This window comes from Zhenpiania hominis, from assembly GCF_014333425.1.
Lineage (GTDB): Bacteria > Bacillota > Clostridia > Peptostreptococcales > Anaerovoracaceae > Hominibacterium > Hominibacterium hominis.
This window is the reverse complement of sequence record NZ_JACRYT010000028.1, coordinates 13,047-30,403: the sequence shown is the minus strand read 5'-3', so window position 1 is coordinate 30,403 and position 17,357 is coordinate 13,047. Positions and strand designations below refer to the sequence as shown.

Annotated in this window: 18 protein-coding genes and 1 riboswitch; of the genes, 11 read left to right on the top strand and 7 right to left on the bottom strand. The window is 49.0% G+C overall.

The features are described 5' to 3' along the window. The 6 genes from H9L42_RS15510 to leuD all read left to right on the top strand — a co-directional run. Positions 1-243: hypothetical protein (locus H9L42_RS15510; RefSeq protein ID WP_187302588.1), on the top strand; the 243-nt coding region annotated here is incomplete at its 5' end. A 140-nt stretch (positions 244-383) separates the two neighbouring features. Next, positions 384-872, top strand: coding sequence for a MarR family winged helix-turn-helix transcriptional regulator (locus H9L42_RS15505; RefSeq protein WP_187304323.1), 489 nt, complete (start codon positions 384-386; stop codon positions 870-872). Between the two features lies 1 nt (position 873). Then, positions 874-2,238, top strand: a complete 1,365-nt coding sequence (locus H9L42_RS15500) for an MATE family efflux transporter (protein ID WP_187304322.1) — start codon at positions 874-876, stop codon at positions 2,236-2,238. Between the two features lie 375 nt (positions 2,239-2,613). Beyond that, entirely contained in the window at positions 2,614-4,314 is a 1,701-nt protein-coding gene (gene leuA / locus H9L42_RS15495) for a 2-isopropylmalate synthase (RefSeq protein WP_187304321.1), read from the top strand. A gap of 25 nt (positions 4,315-4,339) precedes the next feature. Continuing rightward, a complete protein-coding gene (gene leuC / locus H9L42_RS15490; protein WP_187304320.1) occupies positions 4,340-5,602 on the top strand; it encodes a 3-isopropylmalate dehydratase large subunit in 1,263 nt (420 codons plus the stop codon). Between the two features lie 2 nt (positions 5,603-5,604). Beyond that, the gene (gene leuD / locus H9L42_RS15485) at positions 5,605-6,087 is read left to right on the top strand and encodes a 3-isopropylmalate dehydratase small subunit (RefSeq protein WP_187304319.1); all 483 of its coding nucleotides are present in this window, start codon (positions 5,605-5,607) and stop codon (positions 6,085-6,087) included. 568 nt (positions 6,088-6,655) lie between these two features. Here leuD and H9L42_RS15480 read toward each other — a convergent pair. After that, positions 6,656-8,014: an ATP-binding protein gene (locus H9L42_RS15480; RefSeq protein WP_187304318.1), complete on the bottom strand. Its 1,359-nt coding sequence runs from the start codon at positions 8,012-8,014 to the stop codon at positions 6,656-6,658. A gap of 300 nt (positions 8,015-8,314) precedes the next feature. Here H9L42_RS15480 and leuB point away from each other — a divergent pair, with 300 nt between their 5' ends. The 4 genes from leuB to H9L42_RS15460 all read left to right on the top strand — a co-directional run bounded on the left by leuB (position 8,315) and on the right by H9L42_RS15460 (position 12,937). Then, positions 8,315-9,385, top strand: a complete 1,071-nt coding sequence (gene leuB, locus H9L42_RS15475) for a 3-isopropylmalate dehydrogenase (protein ID WP_187304317.1) — start codon at positions 8,315-8,317, stop codon at positions 9,383-9,385. Positions 9,386-9,550: 165 nt separating this feature from the next. After that, positions 9,551-11,011 (top strand): EAL domain-containing protein, encoded by a 1,461-nt coding sequence (locus H9L42_RS17300; protein ID WP_187304316.1) that lies wholly within the window; start codon positions 9,551-9,553, stop codon positions 11,009-11,011. Between the two features lie 88 nt (positions 11,012-11,099). After that, positions 11,100-12,017: an AEC family transporter gene (locus H9L42_RS15465; RefSeq protein ID WP_187304315.1), complete on the top strand. Its 918-nt coding sequence runs from the start codon at positions 11,100-11,102 to the stop codon at positions 12,015-12,017. 56 nt (positions 12,018-12,073) lie between these two features. Next, positions 12,074-12,937 (top strand): DMT family transporter, encoded by an 864-nt coding sequence (locus H9L42_RS15460; protein WP_187304314.1) that lies wholly within the window; start codon positions 12,074-12,076, stop codon positions 12,935-12,937. Here the strand turns inward: H9L42_RS15460 and H9L42_RS15455 are convergent. From H9L42_RS15455 to H9L42_RS15430, 6 genes are all read right to left on the bottom strand, one after another. Continuing rightward, the gene (locus H9L42_RS15455) at positions 12,892-13,404 is read right to left on the bottom strand and encodes a GNAT family N-acetyltransferase (RefSeq protein ID WP_187304313.1); all 513 of its coding nucleotides are present in this window, start codon (positions 13,402-13,404) and stop codon (positions 12,892-12,894) included. The two genes, H9L42_RS15460 and H9L42_RS15455, sit on opposite strands and share 46 nt — an antisense overlap. 2 nt (positions 13,405-13,406) lie before the next feature. After that, entirely contained in the window at positions 13,407-13,823 is a 417-nt protein-coding gene (locus H9L42_RS15450; protein WP_187304312.1) for a secondary thiamine-phosphate synthase enzyme YjbQ, read from the bottom strand. Between the two features lie 100 nt (positions 13,824-13,923). After that, positions 13,924-14,892 carry an alpha/beta hydrolase gene (locus tag H9L42_RS15445; protein WP_187304311.1) on the bottom strand — a complete coding sequence of 323 codons (969 nt, stop codon included), beginning with the start codon at positions 14,890-14,892 and terminating at the stop codon, positions 13,924-13,926. A gap of 123 nt (positions 14,893-15,015) precedes the next feature. Beyond that, complete coding sequence (locus H9L42_RS15440; RefSeq protein ID WP_187304310.1) at positions 15,016-15,330, bottom strand: DMT family transporter; 315 nt, start codon at positions 15,328-15,330, stop codon at positions 15,016-15,018. Further along, positions 15,327-15,692, bottom strand: a complete 366-nt coding sequence (locus tag H9L42_RS15435; protein ID WP_207735002.1) for a DMT family transporter — start codon at positions 15,690-15,692, stop codon at positions 15,327-15,329. Before H9L42_RS15435 ends, H9L42_RS15440 begins: the two co-directional genes overlap by 4 nt. Positions 15,693-15,739: 47 nt before the next feature. Further along, positions 15,740-15,841: riboswitch (guanidine-I (ykkC/yxkD leader) on the bottom strand. A 64-nt stretch (positions 15,842-15,905) separates the two neighbouring features. Next, positions 15,906-16,481, bottom strand: a complete 576-nt coding sequence (locus tag H9L42_RS15430) for a pentapeptide repeat-containing protein (protein WP_187304309.1) — start codon at positions 16,479-16,481, stop codon at positions 15,906-15,908. A gap of 160 nt (positions 16,482-16,641) precedes the next feature. Here H9L42_RS15430 and H9L42_RS15425 point away from each other — a divergent pair, with 160 nt between their 5' ends. Beyond that, positions 16,642-17,163 (top strand): nitroreductase family protein, encoded by a 522-nt coding sequence (locus H9L42_RS15425; RefSeq protein WP_187304308.1) that lies wholly within the window; start codon positions 16,642-16,644, stop codon positions 17,161-17,163. The last annotated feature ends 194 nt before the right edge of the window (positions 17,164-17,357 follow it).

Genomic DNA, 17,357 nt, shown 5'->3' with positions numbered 1-17,357 from the left:
AAACTGACGAAGCAGAGGATATACATAAAGAACCGAGGAAAGATAGAAGCGAGGGATTTCAAGGACAAAGACAGAGGAAAAGGCAGCTATGGTGAATATGCAGAACGGATCATAGAGGAGGCCTGCGAGGGAGCGATTGATTTCAGCATATTTGAGAGGAGAGAGCCTGTTTTCGATGGAAGCAGCGGAACCCAGACACTGATCAGAAGCCTTAGCATGAACAGAGGCATACCGCTAAGCTAGATGATAATCATTTTGGATCTGTCAACCAAAAACTCCACAACAACTTGACACCGCCCTTCTCGTAAAACAATTTGACAGATCTCTGGATTTTGTTTATAATCCCTTTTGTCCGATTACAGACAAAAGGAGGTCTCACGCTCATGAATACTTTAACTACACAGGCATGTCTGAGAACATACAATCGCCTGTTCAAGGAAAATGACGAACTTTATCATGAAATTGCGCGCCACTTTGGTTTGTCCGACTGTGCGCTGTGGATTTTGTACACCATCCGCGAAGAAGAACAAGCTCTCACACAAAGCGACATCTGTGAGAGTTTATTTCTGCCCAGACAGACGATCCATTCCGCGATAAAAAAGCTGGAAGAAGAAGGAGTGCTGACGCTGCGTTACAAAGAAGGCAACCGAAAGAACAAAGAACTGGCTCTTACAAAGCAGGGGCGGCTTCTGGCGGAACGCACCGCCGATCAGGTAATCGCGGCAGAAGAACGGGCGCTGTCCCATTTGTCCGAAGCCGAACGCTCCCGGTTCCTTCAGTTCTATCAAAAATACATTGATCAGCTGCGCAAGGAACTGACGGAAATTCAATCCGCTCAATTATCCGAATCAGAAACAGGAGGGAAAAAATAACATGGAACAATCACATAGTCTTACAGAAGGTAAAATTCTCGGCTCCCTGATCCGTTTCGCGCTGCCCGTATTTCTGGCGCTGTTTCTTCAGGCCCTGTACGGCGGCGTCGATCTGCTGGTGGTAGGACAGTTCGCCCATACAGAGGACGTCTCCGGTGTAAGCAGCGGCAGCATGTTGATGCAGACCGTAACCATGATTATCACCGGCCTCTCCATGGGAATTACAATTCTGGTGGGCCAGAGAATCGGCGCGCGAAAGCCGGAGGAAGCGGGCCGCGCCGTCGGAACGGGTATTTGTCTCTTTGCGGTATTTGCCGTTATTCTGACAATCGTCCTCGTCTTCGGTTCCGGCATAATCGCGGAGCTTCTCCACGCTCCCAGAGAGGCCTTTGATGAAACCAGCATCTACATCCGCATATGCGGCGCCGGGTCTATCTTTATCGTAGCCTACAATGTTCTGGGGGCGATTTTCCGGGGAATCGGCGATTCTAAAATGCCGCTTCTTACCGTAGCGATTGCTTGCGTGCTGAATATTCTCGGAGATCTGCTTTTTGTGGCGGTCTTTCATATGGGTACCGCCGGAGCCGCGCTGGCGACCGCCATGTCCCAGGCAGTAAGCGTCCTGGTTTCTCTGCTGATCATTCGAAAACGCGCTCTGCCTTTCCGCTTTTCCAGATCCTACATACGCTTCAACGGGTCCATTATTCGCACCGAACTGAAGCTCGGCTCACCTGTGGCGCTTCAGGAACTGCTGGTCGGCATGTCCTTTCTGATTATCCAGACGATTGTAAATACCATGGGTGTCATCCCTTCCGCCGGTGTAGGAGTAGCCGAAAAGGTGTGTACGTTCCTCATGCTGGTGCCGTCCGCCTACATGCAGTCCATGTCCGCCTTTGTGGCGCAGAATATCGGCGCGGGAAGACAAGACCGCGCGAAAAGCGCGCTGGGCTGCGGAATCGCCACCTCTGTCGCGGTAGGAATTGTCATGGCCGCCCTCGCCTTTTTCTTTGGAAATCTGCTGGCTGCTATCTTTTCGAAAGATCCGCAGGTTATCGCGGCTGCCCACACCTATCTGCGCGCCTACGCCATTGACTGTCTCCTGGTTTCCCTGCTTTTCTGTTTTACCGGATACTACAACGGCTGTGGAAAGACGTTCTTCGTTATGATTCAGGGGATTGTCGGAGCTTTTGGCGTCCGGATTCCGTTCGCTTATCTTATGAGCCAGCTGGCAGGCACCACACTGTTTCATATCGGTCTGGCTACACCGGCGTCTTCCTTTGTACAGATCATTTTATGCCTGATCATGTTTGTTCATCTCGGGAAACAACAGAAGCGCAAAGGAGAACAGCTTTCTGCCATCTCATAAGTTCACAGGCGCCCCAGGCGGCACCCCTGGAAGCGCGGATAATGAATTTGACAGATACAAAAAACCTGTTGACAAACAAGCCTCTTAACCTTTATACTAAGAAATAACTTTTGAAATTTCATATTGCTGCGTTGAAGGGAATAAATCAGCACGCAGGGATCTCACAGAGAGCGGCCGGATGGTGGAAGCGCCGCAGATTCAGAGGCTGGTGTCTCACCCCGGAGCAGAATCTTATGAGCGGGTCTTGGTGATAGCCTTAAGACCAATAAGAGTGGTACCGCGGAAGTTTGAATGTGAACCTTCGTCTCTTGTGCAGGAATCTGTATAAAAGGCGAAGGTATTTTTATTAGGGTAAAGAAAGGAATCAAACTGGAAATGAAAAACTATGACAAGTATAAACCGGGTTATTTCCCTCCTCCCGAGGAGTGCCTGGACTGGGTAAAAAAGGATCATATTGAAAAGGCACCCATGTGGTGCAGCGTTGACTTGAGAGACGGAAACCAGGCTCTCATCGTGCCCATGTCCCTCGAAGAAAAGCTGGAGTTTTTCCAGTTCCTTGTCAAGCTGGGTTTTAAGGAAATTGAAGTGGGATTTCCGGCTGCTTCGGAAACCGAATATGAATTCCTGCGTCGACTGATCGATGATAACCTGATTCCGGATGATGTCACGGTTCAGGTGCTGACGCAGTCCAGACGGCACATTATCAAAAAGACCTTTGAGGCCTTGGAAGGCGTAAAGAAAGCCGTTGTGCATCTGTACAACTCCACTTCCGTCGCCCAGCGCGAACAGGTTTTCAAAGCCAGCAAAGAAGAAATCACGGAGATCGCGACAAGCGGCGCGAAGCTGATCAAAAAATACGCGGCGAAATATCCGGATACGGAATTTAATTTTGAATATTCCCCGGAAAGCTTTACGGGAACGGAAATGGAATTCGCCCGCGATATCTGCAACGCGGTCATCGACATCTGGGAACCGACTCCGCAGCAGAAGGTTATTATCAACCTCCCGGCAACGGTTTCCATGTCCATGCCCCACATTTACGCCAGCCAGATCGAGTACATGAGCAAGCATCTGCACAATCGGGAAAATGTGATTATTTCCCTCCATCCGCACAATGACCGGGGCACCGGCGTCGCGGACGCGGAACTGGGAATCCTGGCAGGCGGAGACCGAATCGAAGGAACGCTCTTCGGAAACGGCGAACGTACCGGAAATGTGGATATCGTTACATTGGCTATGAATCTGTTCTCCCATGGTGTTGATCCGCAGCTCGACTTTTCCAATATGCCGGAAGTGGTGGAAATGTACGAACGGTTTACGGATCTCAAGGTACATCCTCGCCAGCCTTACGGCGGGCAGCTGGTATTCGCTGCGTTCTCCGGTTCTCATCAGGACGCGATCGCCAAGGGAATGAAGTGGAGAAAGAGCAAGGAGCTTCATCAGTGGACGGTCCCTTACCTGCCAATCGATCCGAAGGACGTCGGACGGGTCTACGAGGGAGATGTCATCCGCATCAACAGCCAGTCCGGCAAAGGCGGCATCGCGTACATTCTGGAGCGGGACTACGGCTTCGATCTTCCAAAGCCGATGCGCGAGGAAGTGGGTTATATGATGAAGGGTATTTCCGACAAGGCGCATAAAGAACTGTCTTCCCAGGAAATCTTCGATGCCTTCAGCAAAGAATATATCAACTATTTTGATCCGATTGACATCACGGACGCTACTTTTAAAAAGGTTTCGACTTACAAGTCCGATGATGGTATGATTGTAGATATGCGAGTCGATATCGGAGGTGATATTTTTGAGGTCACCGCGGAAGGGAACGGACGGCTCAACGCCATTAACAACGCGTTGAAAAAGACGCCGTACCACTTCGACTACACCCTCATCTCATATACGGAGCACGCGCTGGAAACAAGTTCCAGTTCCAAAGCCGCGGCCTATATCTGCATCGAGGACAGCGAAGGCGTGCAGTACTGGGGCGTGGGGACACATGACGATATCATCCTCGCTTCCGTAAACGCGCTGGTAAGCGCCCTTAACAGAGAAAACCGCATGCACAAATTTGTGAAATAAAGCCACAAAAGGAGGAATTAAAATTATGGGTATGACAATGACGCAGAAAATCCTTGCCGCGCACGCCGGCGTGGATCATGTGGAAGTCGGTCAACTGATCCGGGCAAATCTGGATATGGTTCTGGCAAACGATATCACCGGTCCGGTTGCCATCAACGAATTCGAAAAGGCGGAATTCGATCATGTGTTTGACAAAAGCAAGGTTTCCCTTGTAATGGATCATTTTACGCCAAACAAGGATATTAAGTCCGCGGAGCAGTGCAAGCAGTGCCGCACCTTCGCGAAACGCTTTGATCTGGATAACTTTTATGATGTCGGCAACATGGGTATCGAGCACGCGCTGCTTCCGGAAAAGGGCCTTGTGGCCGCCGGAGACGCCATTATCGGAGCTGACTCTCACACCTGCACTTATGGCGCTCTGGGAGCATTTTCCACCGGAGTTGGCAGCACCGATCTGGCCGCCGGCATGGCCACCGGCCAGGCGTGGTTTAAAATCCCTTCCGCCCTCAAGTTTGAACTGAAGGGAAGCCTTCCGGAAAATGTAAGCGGAAAAGACGTGATTCTGCACATTATCGGGATGATCGGCGTGGACGGCGCACTTTACAAGTCTATGGAATTTACCGGAGAAGGGGTGAAAAGCCTTTCCATGGACGACCGCCTGTGCATTACAAATATGGCCATCGAAGCCGGCGCGAAAAACGGAATTTTCCCGGTAGATGAAATTACAGAAGAGTATATGAAGGGGCGTGTAAACCGCCCGTGGAAGAAATATGAAGCCGACGCGGACGCGGTTTATGATGAAGTCTACACCATCGACCTGTCCGCCTTGAAGCCGACGGTTTCCTTCCCGCACCTGCCGGAAAACACGAAAACCATCGATGAAGTGGGAGATATTCCGATTCAGCAGGTTGTTATCGGCTCCTGCACCAACGGACGGCTCAGCGATATGAGAATCGCCGCGGAAATTCTGAAAGGCCGCCATATCCATCCGGACGTGCGCGGAATCATCATTCCCGCCACGCAGGAGATCTATAAGGATTGTATAAAGCTCGGCTATCTGGACATCTTCATCGACGCGGGTTGTGTTGTTTCCACTCCGACCTGCGGACCGTGCCTGGGCGGACATATGGGAATTCTGGCGGCAGGTGAACGCTGTGTCGCTACCACAAACCGGAACTTCGTCGGCAGAATGGGCCATGTAGACAGTGAGGTATATCTGGCAAGCCCCGCGGTTGCCGCGGCTTCCGCCATTGCCGGAAAAATCAGCGGACCGAAAGGAGGCAGATAAATATGGACGCAAAAGGAAGAGTACATAAATACGGAAACAATGTAGACACGGACGTAATTATTCCCGCCAGACATCTGAACACACAGGATCACAAGGAACTGGCATCCCACTGCATGGAGGATATTGATAAAGAGTTTGTCAATAAAGTGAAGGAAGGCGACATCATGGTTGCCGGCGACAACTTCGGCTGCGGCTCCTCCCGTGAACACGCTCCTATCGCCATCAAAGCCAGCGGAATCAGCTGCGTCATCGCCAATACCTTCGCCCGCATCTTTTACCGCAACGCCATCAACATCGGCCTTCCGATTCTGGAGTGCGCCGAAGCCAGCGAGAAGATTCAGGACGGCGATGAAGTAAGCGTGGACTTCAATACCGGCGTTATCACCAATATCACGAAAAACGAGACGTATCAGGCGCTGCCGTTTCCGGATTTCATCAAGGATATCATGGCAAAGGGCGGACTGATGAACAGTTTAAAAAAATAACCAGTTCGCCGCGCGTTTTGCCTGTTTCCGTCCGAAATAAATTAAAAAGCAGGGATTTGGTACGAAACTTGTGGGCTGGAAGGCTCGAGAATTGGATCTGCAAGGTAATCTCTGCAACTTATTCGCTTTCAAGACGCATAAACGAGAAATTTTTATCCTAAATCTTAAAAATTAGTCCAGTTTGGGACGGGGAAGCAAAACGTGCCCTCACTGTAAAAAGGCTGTCACATTAACCTTTTCTCCCGGTTAATTATGACAGCCTTTTTCCCTTGGAATTCCCCTGAAATTCCATCTATCCCAATCCCCTAATTCACTTTATTTTTTACAACACACACTTTTATCTATCTGACATTCTTATTTCTGTGAAACTTTGTTTTTCACAGCAGCCCCGCAAAATCCGAGCGCAATCACGACTACCGCGGCTGTTCCAAACAACACATTTTTCATCTTCATATACTCTGTCCTTTCTTTTTCCTCTGAATCACTTTATATTCTTATTATACCTGCCAATTATTAACGAATCCATTGATTTATCTTACAAACTTCTTACATTTCTGTAAGTATCTTATTACAGGCACATGGTCATGTACGGCGGAATGCAGATTTTATCCGCCTCTTCCCGCAGCGGCTTGGGATGAATGAGATAGCATCCTCCAATCCGCTGGCCGTATTTTTCCCTGAATTTATCAAGAGATGTGGCGGTGTAGCGTTTTGACGATTTCACCTCAATGGGAAACATCTTATACTTCAGCTTGCTGTTATTCGAAAGGATAAAACCAATTTCAATATCATTCCTGTGCTTTTCCCTGCTGTAATGGGTATAAAAGTAAAGCTTATGTCCGTTTGCAGTCAGCATCTGGGCAATGGCGTTTTCATAGAGCATTCCCTGATTAATGGAAAGCCTATCCTGTATAATCTGCTTGTACAGCTGCCCGTCCGACAGTTCATTTTCATCAAAGGCATGGCTCACTAAGAGCCCCGTATCTCCCATATAGCATTTCACATAAGTCCTGTCCTCATTAAGAGACAGCCCCACGTTGGGATCGCTTGTCAGAAAGCATTCGTTACAGATCATAGAGTTTCCCAGCCAGAAAAAAGTTTCCGCATATTGATCGATGGTGGATCCGCCGGAAACAGCGCTGAGTTTTACCCGCTTTTCATGCTTTGACAAAAACCCCGGCAGCTGATCAAAAATGGATAAAACCTTGGAGCGATACCGCTCCGTGATTTTCAGAATATCATCTCGGTAAAGTTCCAGAATGTCCCTCTTTACCCTGTCCGCCGCTTCAAAATCATATTTCCCTTCCAGATAGGCATTTACAGACTGGGGCATTCCTCCCACGAGAAGATACTGTTTAAACAGAAGCATGGCTTTTTTATGAAGCCCGTCCGCAAGAGGTCTGCGCTCTGTAAAGCACTGACGGATATAGTCCGCCAGCATTTCTTCCCCAAAGGCCCAGCAGAACTCTTCAAAATCCATGGGGTACATTTTCAGTTTGCGCTCTTCAGAAGGGATGACAATCCCCTGAACATTTTCTTTTATCGAAATCAAGGAGCCTGTCTCAATGTAATCATAACGTCCGTCGGCGACCAGATATTTAATCAGTTCTCTGGCAGCGGGAAAGCGCTGAACTTCATCAAAAACAACCAGAGACTCCCGCTCATAAAGCTTCACTCCGTATTCCAGCGACAGCAGCATAAACAATTCGTTCAGATTATTCTTGTTTTCCCGAAAATATTCCAGTACCGTATCTGCTGCCTGCGCGAAATCAATGAAAAGATAGGATTTATACTCTTTTTTCGCAAATTCTTCCACAATCGTTGATTTACCAATTCGCCTGGCTCCTTCCACCAGCAGCGCCCGATCGCCTTGGCTTTGCTCTTTCCACTCCACAAGCTTCTTATAAATTTTTCTCTTAAAAACCATTTTCCACAAGCCTCCCTGCCTTTATTATATCCTTTTTCAAACAAAACGCAATATAAATCACTCACTATATCTGATAATACGCAATATAATTAATACCTAAAAACTGATAATACGCATTCTATATAGTATCCTGCCTGTCACAAACAGATCCGGCATCCGAAGAAACTGCGCTCTCTATCGAAAGGATTCCCTCTGGCAGCGCGGATGATGCACTCCGGGTTCTATGAAAGAATTGCAAAACCTTCCGATTATGTTTATAATAGTTCCATAACCGCAATCACAAATAAAGGAGAACAGATTATGAATTACAAAATCGCAGTCGTTCCCGGAGACGGAATCGGCCCTGAAGTCATCGACCAGGCGCTGCGTGTCCTGGATCGGATCGGAGAAAAATATAACCACACTTTTACTTATACAAAAGTTCTGGCCGGCGGCGCGGCCATTGACGCCACAGGAAAATGCCTGCCCCAGGAAACAATCGACGTCTGCAAAGCCAGCGACGCTGTTCTGCTGGGAGCGGTCGGCGGCTGGAAATGGGACAACCTGCCCGGTGACGAGCGACCGGAACGCGCGCTGCTGGGTCTGCGCAAGGAATTAGGTCTCTTCGCCAATCTGCGGCCTGCCATGCTCTTTGAGGAACTGAGCCAGGCATGCCCTCTCAAGCCGGAAATCATCGAAGGCGGACTGGATCTTGTCGTTGTCCGCGAGCTGACCGGCGGAATATACTTTGGAGAGAAGGGCACAAAGGAAACAGAAATGGGACCTGCCGCCTATGACGTGGAACTCTACTCTGAAGAAGAAGTACGCCGCATCGCCATCGTCGCCTTTGATATGGCAATGAAGCGGAACAAAAAAGTAACCAGCATTGACAAGGCAAATGTCCTGGAAAGCTCCCGTCTCTGGAGGCGTGTTGTGGCAGAAGTCGCCAAGGACTATCCGGAAGTGGAGCTGAACAACTTATATGTGGATAACGCGGCCATGCAGATGGTTCTCAATCCAAAACAGTTTGACGTCATCGTTACCAGCAATATCTTCGGAGATATCCTTTCCGATGAAGCCAGCCAGATCACCGGTTCCATCGGTATGCTGCCTTCCGCCAGCCTGGCGAAAGGAAACTTCGGCATGTACGAGCCGGTCCACGGTTCCGCACCGGATATCGCGGGACAGAACAAAGCAAATCCGATGGCAACGATTTTGTCCGCTGCTATGATGCTGCGCTACACCTTTGGTCTGGGCCAGGAAGCCGATGACATTGAAAACGCGGTGAAAAAGGTTCTGTCCGACGGTTATCGCACTCCGGATCTGATGGCAAACGGCGGCAAAGCAATCGGCACCAAAGAAGCCGGAGAACTTATTACCTCTGCCATTTAATAAAACGTTTTATTTTTACGCAGCCTCTGACCGCAGGGGCTGCTTTTGTGTTCTTTTTATTTAACAAAAAATTTACACGCATTTAATCCCTCTGTGGTAGACGCGCTGTCAAATGCCTTTTATACTTCAAAGAAAAAAGAATAGATAGCAAAGAAGGTATTGATTATGTTAAATGAACTCTTGATCGAAGAAATCATAAAGGAAGAGAGGATTTCTCCGGTTTACCAGCCTATCGTCTCCCTCTCTACAGGAGAAATTTTCGGATACGAAGCGCTCAGCCGGTTCGATCTTCAGAGAAACGAATCAGACACGGTTTCCACCCGGGATATTTTTCAGACCGCTTATCAGAGCGGCCAGCTGTGGGATTTGGAGCGGCTCTGCCGTAAGAAAGCCCTGGAAGGCGCCAGGCATATTTCCCATGGACTGAAATTATTTCTCAATGTATCCCCCAATGTTATCCACGACAATCAATTCCGGAGCGGATTTACAAACAAATATCTGAACAAATACGGTATCAGCGCCACCGACGTTGTCTTTGAGCTGACAGAGCACATGGCGATTGAAAATATGGACAGCTTTAAATCGGTACTCAACCACTACCGAAGGCAGGGATATGAAACCGCCCTGGACGACGTGGGCGCTGGCGAGTCCGGCCTCAACACCCTCCTGGCGCTGAATCCCACCTACCTGAAGCTGGATATGGAAATCATACGGGACATCGAAAAACACCACAATAAGCGGTCACTCGTTAAGGCGTTTGTACAGTTTGCCAATACAAGCAACACCATCCTGATTGCCGAAGGAATTGAGACCGAAAAAGAGCTGGCAGTTCTTAGCGAGTTAGGCGTAGATTACGGACAGGGGTTTTATCTGGGAAGACCCGAACCCCAGCTGTGTCCCTTACGAGAGGATGTCCGCGAAACACTGTCCGGCCTGCTCCGTACTCCGCGAAAAACCATCTACCAGCCTCTCACACTCAAAAAAATTATGAAAAATGACGAAATCAACCAGTATATTGACTCCGGCAATCTGTTTCTGGAACGTCTGGGCTACACGGAACATTCCAGGATTCACAGCGCGAAGGTTTCCTGTACGGCGGGAAAAATTCTGGCAGAGCTCAATTATCCGGAAGAAGAAGTTGAACTGGCTCGCATCGCCGGATACATGCATGATATCGGAAACTGCGTCAATCGTACGGATCATGCTCATACCGGCGGAATCCTCGCATTTCAGATTCTTACCAGAATGAATATCGATCCCGCGGAAATCGCGAAAATTGTCGGGGCCATCGGCAACCACGACGAAAGAACCGGATGCGCTACCGAACCGATCTCCGCGGCGCTCATCATCGCGGACAAAACCGATGTGCGCAGGAACCGCGTCCGCAATCCGGAAAAAACCGATTTTGATATCCACGATCGGGTCAACTATGCGGCAGTCTCGTCTGAACTTCAAATCCGTCCGGACAAGAAAGAAATTCAGCTTGATATTGAGCTGGATAATGAAATCTGCAGTATCATGGATTATTTTGAAATCTTTCTCGAGCGGATGCTTATGTGCCGCAGAGCGGCGGAGGTACTGGGCTGTACCTTCAAGCTAATCGCGAACGGCAGCCAGGTATTATAGCGCCTTCCCTTTCTGGCTGATTTGACTTCCCCTCCGGCCGGTACTATAATGGAAATTACAGGGTTTTTGATAAAAGGAGGGAAAATGAATGGGCGGAACTGTGACTCAGCTGCTTAATCTGCAGGGAATGTTGTTTATTCTGATTATAGCCGGTATGGTGGCCGGAAAAAAGAAGCTGGTTTCCGCGGAAGGCCGGCGCTGCCTGACAAATGTCGTGCTTTACGTCATCCTGCCCTGCAATATTGTCAATTCTTTTGTAATGCCCTTTTCCTATCAGCTTTTGCTGGATTTTCTGGCGATTTTGCTCATTGCCGCAGGGCTTCAGATTTTCGCGGTGATTCTGAGCAAATTTCTGTTCAACCGGCTTGATGAGGACACCAAAGTTATCTTTCAATACGCTACGGTCTGCTCCAACTCCAGCTTTATGGGTTACCCCATAGCGGAAAGTATTTATGGAGCCGCGGGGCTTTCCTATACGGCCATTTATCTCATTCCGCTGCGGATTGTGATGTGGTCCGCGGGAATTTCTTTTTTCTCGAAAGTTCGTAACTGGAAAGCTATGGTTTTAAAAGTGGCGCTGCATCCGTGTATGATCGCCGTATATCTGGGGCTGCCTATTTTCTTTTTTCAGATTCCTCTGCCTCATGTCATCTCAGAAACCCTCACCACCCTCGGTGACTGCTGTACCGCCATGTCCATGCTTATTATCGGAATGCTGTTAACGGATGTGGGCTGGAAAACAATGTTTTCGGTAAAGCTTCTGCTCTTTTCGGCTCTGCGCCTGATCGTGCTTCCCGCTCTCGTCTGGGGCTTCTGTCTTGTCGCGCATATGGATCCGCTGGTTACCGGTGTTTCCGTCATTCTCACCGGAATGCCCGCCGGAACGACCACCGCTCTGCTGGCCGCCCAGTATCATCGGGACGCGGAGCTTGGCTCAAAAGTAGTCGTGCTGACAACACTGCTGTCTCTGTTTACGATTACCGGGTGGAGCCTGGTACTGAATTAAGGAGGATCGATCTCCCATGCAGACATCACAAAGTAACAGCACTCGAAAAAAAAGCGATGCTCCTGATGGCGCTCTGCGCGTGTCTTTGGAGCATCAGCGGGATTTTTATTAAATGGATTTCCTGGAGCCCGTTCCTTATTGCCGGCGGACGAAGCCTGATTTCCGCAGCGGTTCTCGGACTGTTTATGACCGTTTCTCGAATCGGAATTCAAGTCTGCCGCTCTTCCATATGTGCCGGCATCAGCCTGGGCGTATCCTTTCTGTGTTTTGTATCCGCCAACAAGCTGACTACTGCCGCCAACGCCATCGTGCTTCAGTACACATCGCCTATTTTCATCCTTATTATTTCCGCGCTTTTTCTGCACCAGCAAATCAAAAAAAGAGAGGCCGCGGTCGTATGCACCGCAGCGGCGGGAATCCTCCTCTTTTTTCTGGATCAGCTGTCTCCCGGCAATATCGCAGGCAATTTCCTGGGGATTCTAGCGGGACTCTTCCTGTCAATTATGTTCATATTGATCGGTCTTGCCGGAAACAACGATTCGATTCGCATGAGCGGGATTCTTTTCGCCCATATTTTTACTGCCCTTGTGGGGATTCCCGTTGGAGCAGTCTTTACTGCTTCCATTTCCACCCGGGAGATCTGCCTCATCCTGATTCTGGGGATTTTCCAGCTGGGAATCCCTTACATACTCTACGCAATCGCGGCCAAAGACTGCTCTCCTCTGGCCTGCTCACTCATTGGAATGCTGGAGCCTCTGCTTAATCCTGTCTGGGTCTTTCTCTTTGATGGTGAATCACCCGGCCCTTTCGCTCTGGCCGGAGCTGCCATTGTAATTGCCGCTGTCGCCTGCTGGTGCGTTATAGAAAATCGCAATCAGAGGATCTCAAAGTTTCCTACTGACACAGAAGAATCTTCGTAAGCGGGGCTCACGCCGCTTGACGACAGCCAGCGGTACTCCATATCCACATGGGGAATCCCATCCTCCAGATAAGGCTCGGAAATCGGTTCAAACCCAAGAGACGCGTAAAACTCCGTCAGATATTCCTGGGCGGCGATTTTAACAACCCTTTCATGAAGATAATCTGCCGCAAAGACCAGCGCTTTTTTCATCATGTGGCGCGCAAGACCGATCCCCCGGCATTCCGGTCGGACAGCCACTCTGCCGATGGCGACGGTGTCAAACGTCTGCCCCTTTTCCAGAATCCGCAGATACCCCTGTATGATTCCGTTCTTTTCCACATACAAATGATAGGCGCTTCGATCTTTTCCGTCACAATCCGGATAGATACATTCCTGTTCTACCACGAAGACATCCGCCCTCAGCTTGAGAATCTGGTATAATTCTTCGGCAGTCAGTTCATGGAAAGCTTTTATAATAATCCGCATGCTTATTCTCCAAGGATCTTAATCAGCACCCGCTTGTCCCGTTTGCCGTCAAACTCGTAATAAAAAATCTGCTCCCAGGTTCCAAAATCAAGCCGCCCGTCTGTAATCGCCACAACAGACTCCCGCCCCATAATCGTCCTTTTCAGATGCGCGTCGGCGTTGTCCTCATAGCCGTTATGTTGATACTGGCTGTATGGCTTTTCCGGCGCCAGTTTTTCCAGCCATTTCTCATAATCCTGATGCAGGCCGCTTTCATCATCATTGATAAAAACCGACGCGGTGATATTCATGGCGTTTACCAGCACCAGACCTTCTTTTACGCCGCTCTCATCTACCGCTTTCTGTACATCCTTTGTAATATTCACCAATCCCCGCCTTGCGGGAAGATTGAAATACAATTCCTTTCTGAATGAACGCATCTGACGTACCTCCTTTTTGCTTTCAATTATATTCGTTTTTTCTGAAAAATTCCACCTGCGTTTCTAGTTCGCAGGATAAAAAAGGCCGCAACCTTACCTTCTATGGCGCAGCCGTTTCTTCTATAAATTCCATCATTGCATCCTCGTAATCGCCCGGATGATCCAGATACAGATCCGTATGCCCGCTGTCATCAACCGTTACAAGCTCTTTCTGGTTTTTCTCCATTGCCCGGAACAGGTCTCTTCCCATATAATAGGGAGTCACCCGATCGGCTCTGCTGTTAAAAATCAGCACCGGCACCGTGGTTTTCCTTACATAGTCGCAGACATTCCCTTTCTCATAACCGTACCCGAGCCGCAGCTTCAGCGCCAGGTTTCCCATGGCCAGTTTGAAGTTCTCAGGAATCCAGTCCGTTTTTTTGGTCAGAAAAGCGGAGGCATCCCGAACATTGCTGACCGGACAGTCAAGAATCGCGAAATCCAAATTTTCCTGAGCACTCTTTGTCCCCAGATAAAAGCCGACCGTCGCGCCTCCGATGGAAGAACCCCAGCCTCCCACCGCGACCTCTTTTCCCGCGCAGCGTCTCACATATTCCACGCAGTCCCTGAAATCACGGCTCTCCCAGTAGCCGCAGGTCATATAAGGGGCCTTATTTTCCCCGGATTCCCGCTGATCGTATGTAAGGACGTTAAATCCGTGTCGCAACAGCATGGCCGCGACGGGGTAAGCGGTCAGCCGATTTCCGTTAAGGCCATGGGTCATAACCACGCTCTTTCGCTGTCGGCTGCCGTCGATGGTCAGGTAGTTCGCGGGAATGATATGGCCGTCAAAGGAAGATTTGATCATAATCTTCTCCGCGTGATACGTCTTTTCAAACTGTGCCGTATCAAAGCCGCGCCGCTCCAGAATTTCCCGCTTGCATTCCAGAGTAGCCCTCTGCGGATCGACGGCATGGGCGACGGACGCGTTAAAAACATAGATTCCTGTTACGGTACAAACCGCTGCCGCAAGGACTGCCAAACACAAACAGATAAGGCCTGCGGCTTTTAAATATCTTTCCTTCTTCATACTCCTATCATATCGGCTCCGGCTGTTCCTGTCAAATCCAGCCAGCCGGGGGACAGACGTAAATTACGAAAATGTGCACAATTTTGTCTATCAGCTAAATTTGTACTCTTCCTTTGCCCTCTTTTACGCGCTGAGCCGCAGTCCAATCACGCCTACCAGAATCAGCCCCATGAACATCAGCTTCTTCCATTCTCTGCTTTCTTTGAACACAAAAATACCGAAAAGCACGTTAAACACAGTTCCCAGGCCGGTCCACACCGCATAGGCAATCCCCAACGGCAGCGTCTTGATGGCCACCGATAAAAGAAAAATACTCATTGATACCGTAATTATGGTCAGAATTGTGTATTTGAGGTTCTTAAATCCGTCTGAAAGCTTCATAAATACGGTAAATCCCAGTTCACAAAAGGAAGCGCAAATCAAAACGATCCACATCATTTTTCTTCCGCCCCCTTCCCTTCTTCTTTGCCGTCGCAGAATTTAATTCCCACAATCCCTGTCATAAGAATAATCAGCGAAATGATCTTCAGAACGCTGATACTTTCTCCAAGAGCCAGAATCCCGATGATTGAGGTGCCCGCGATTCCCAGACCGGTAAAGACCCCGTAGGACATTCCGATTCCAAACACGCGCACTGCCCGTTCCAGCAGAAAAAAGCTGGCCGCGATAAAAATGACCGCCAGGATCGCAGGACCGACTTCGGAAAATCCATGGGACTCTTTCAGAAAATATCCCCATACAAACTCTATAAGGCCCGCTATGATAAGGCAGACCCAGGCAATTTTTCGTTCGTTCTTCATACATCCTCCTTTTCCGCACAAAGGAACCCGGAAAAAGCATATTTTACTTCTCCCGGGCTTTTATCCCTCCGTGCAGCCGTTTTTGGCCGTTTTCTCTCGGACCTGCCCAGTGACGCAGAATCACCAGCGGAACCCTAGAAAACATTACTAACGTGAGTATACGATAAAAACAATACGCCGTCAACCCTGCTGAAAAGGGTGCATTCTGGCGCGCTATTCCACAATAATCCCCGAAGCCGTCAGCAGGCGCACAGCCTCCGGGAAGGAAAATTTCGCTTTTTTCAGCTTATTATTTTCCAATGAAATTCCGTACCCTGCCGCGTCCCGAAAGTCCGCGCCTGTCAGATTATTCTGCTGAAAGTCCGTCTGTTCCAGAACAGCTCGGCGAAAGGAACTTTCCCGCAGATCACATCCCTGAAAGCTGCTTCCTGTCAGATCACAGTTTTCAAAGCGGGATTTTCTCATCTTAAAATTCACAAAAAGATTATACTTTAACGTACAGTCTTCAAACGAGGAAAAGGGCAATAAAATCTGATTTTCCTCTGTTATCTCGTTCCACGCGATTCCCACCAGGGAGCAGTCGTGAAACCGGTTGTCCGCCGCATTGGTAAACTGAAATCGGTTATTTAAAACTGTGCAGTTCTCAAAAGTGCAATGCCTGAACGTACAATGGCGAAATTCGGTCTCATAAACTCCACAGTTCCGAAACACACAATCGGAAAACCGGTAATCTTCAAAGGTCTTCGCCTCATATTGAAGATTCTCGAAAATTTCCTCTTCATAAAACATTCCACATTCCTCCTTTTGTCCATTCTAGCAGAACCTGCCCCGGATTTCCACGTCTTTGAAATATCTCTCGCCCTTGCCCGGCGCCGATCCCGGTGCTATAATGTGGGAAACCGGCGGAGCAGCCACATGCTCCCCAATATACGGAAAGGAGAAGACACACATGAACAATCCGATTTTAGAAAACATCCGAACAAGGCGTTCCCTCCGCAAATATAAAGAAGCGCAGATTACGGAGGATGAACTGAACACCGTGCTGGAGGCAGGCACTTACGCGCCTTCCGGAAGGGGACTTCAGTCTCCGATTCTCGTCGCCGTACAGGACCCGGAAACAAAGAAGCGCCTCATCAAAATGAACGCGGAGATCCTGGGAACCGATACAGATCCTTACTATGGCGCGCCGACGCTTATTCTGGTTTTCGCGCCTGTGGATCGAACCACCTATATCGAAGACGGGAGCTGTGTTTTAGACACGATGATGCTGGCGGCCCATTCCATCGGACTCGCGTCCTGCTGGATTCACAGAGAAAAAGAAATGTTCGCCACGACAGAGGGAAAAGCGCTGATGAAAAAATGGGGTGTTCCTGAAAATTTCAACGGGATCGGAGCGCTGGCCCTGGGGTACGCGGACGGCCCGCTTCCACAGGCTCCGCAGCGAAAAGAGGGGCGTATTATTCGAATCTGATGCTCCGACTTATTTACTTAACACAAAATTTACAATGGAATTTAGTTGTTTTCACAAAAAAGCACTTTACATTCTGCTTTCTCCGTGGTAAAATGCAGACAGATTATTGAGAGAGGTCAAAAAATGTTAAAGAAAAGTTTCGCATTTGCAGCTGAATATTTTTACTTTTACTTTACTTTCTTTTTTAAGGGTAA

Excerpts from the sequence above, each read along its gene's own strand:
- H9L42_RS15505 (WP_187304323.1), top strand. The coding sequence starts at position 384 with ATGAATACTTTAACTACACAGGCATGTCTGAGAACATACAATCGCCTG.
- H9L42_RS15500 (WP_187304322.1), top strand. The coding sequence starts at position 874 with ATGGAACAATCACATAGTCTTACAGAAGGTAAAATTCTCGGCTCCCTG.
- leuA (WP_187304321.1), top strand. The coding sequence starts at position 2,614 with ATGAAAAACTATGACAAGTATAAACCGGGTTATTTCCCTCCTCCCGAG.
- leuC (WP_187304320.1), top strand. The coding sequence starts at position 4,340 with ATGGGTATGACAATGACGCAGAAAATCCTTGCCGCGCACGCCGGCGTG.
- leuD (WP_187304319.1), top strand. The coding sequence starts at position 5,605 with ATGGACGCAAAAGGAAGAGTACATAAATACGGAAACAATGTAGACACG.
- H9L42_RS15480 (WP_187304318.1), bottom strand. The coding sequence starts at position 8,014 with ATGGTTTTTAAGAGAAAAATTTATAAGAAGCTTGTGGAGTGGAAAGAG.
- leuB (WP_187304317.1), top strand. The coding sequence starts at position 8,315 with ATGAATTACAAAATCGCAGTCGTTCCCGGAGACGGAATCGGCCCTGAA.
- H9L42_RS17300 (WP_187304316.1), top strand. The coding sequence starts at position 9,551 with ATGTTAAATGAACTCTTGATCGAAGAAATCATAAAGGAAGAGAGGATT.
- H9L42_RS15465 (WP_187304315.1), top strand. The coding sequence starts at position 11,100 with ATGGGCGGAACTGTGACTCAGCTGCTTAATCTGCAGGGAATGTTGTTT.
- H9L42_RS15460 (WP_187304314.1), top strand. The coding sequence starts at position 12,074 with ATGCTCCTGATGGCGCTCTGCGCGTGTCTTTGGAGCATCAGCGGGATT.
- H9L42_RS15455 (WP_187304313.1), bottom strand. The coding sequence starts at position 13,404 with ATGCGGATTATTATAAAAGCTTTCCATGAACTGACTGCCGAAGAATTA.
- H9L42_RS15450 (WP_187304312.1), bottom strand. The coding sequence starts at position 13,823 with ATGCGTTCATTCAGAAAGGAATTGTATTTCAATCTTCCCGCAAGGCGG.
- H9L42_RS15445 (WP_187304311.1), bottom strand. The coding sequence starts at position 14,892 with ATGAAGAAGGAAAGATATTTAAAAGCCGCAGGCCTTATCTGTTTGTGT.
- H9L42_RS15440 (WP_187304310.1), bottom strand. The coding sequence starts at position 15,330 with ATGATGTGGATCGTTTTGATTTGCGCTTCCTTTTGTGAACTGGGATTT.
- H9L42_RS15435 (WP_207735002.1), bottom strand. The coding sequence starts at position 15,692 with ATGAAGAACGAACGAAAAATTGCCTGGGTCTGCCTTATCATAGCGGGC.
- H9L42_RS15430 (WP_187304309.1), bottom strand. The coding sequence starts at position 16,481 with ATGTTTTATGAAGAGGAAATTTTCGAGAATCTTCAATATGAGGCGAAG.
- H9L42_RS15425 (WP_187304308.1), top strand. The coding sequence starts at position 16,642 with ATGAACAATCCGATTTTAGAAAACATCCGAACAAGGCGTTCCCTCCGC.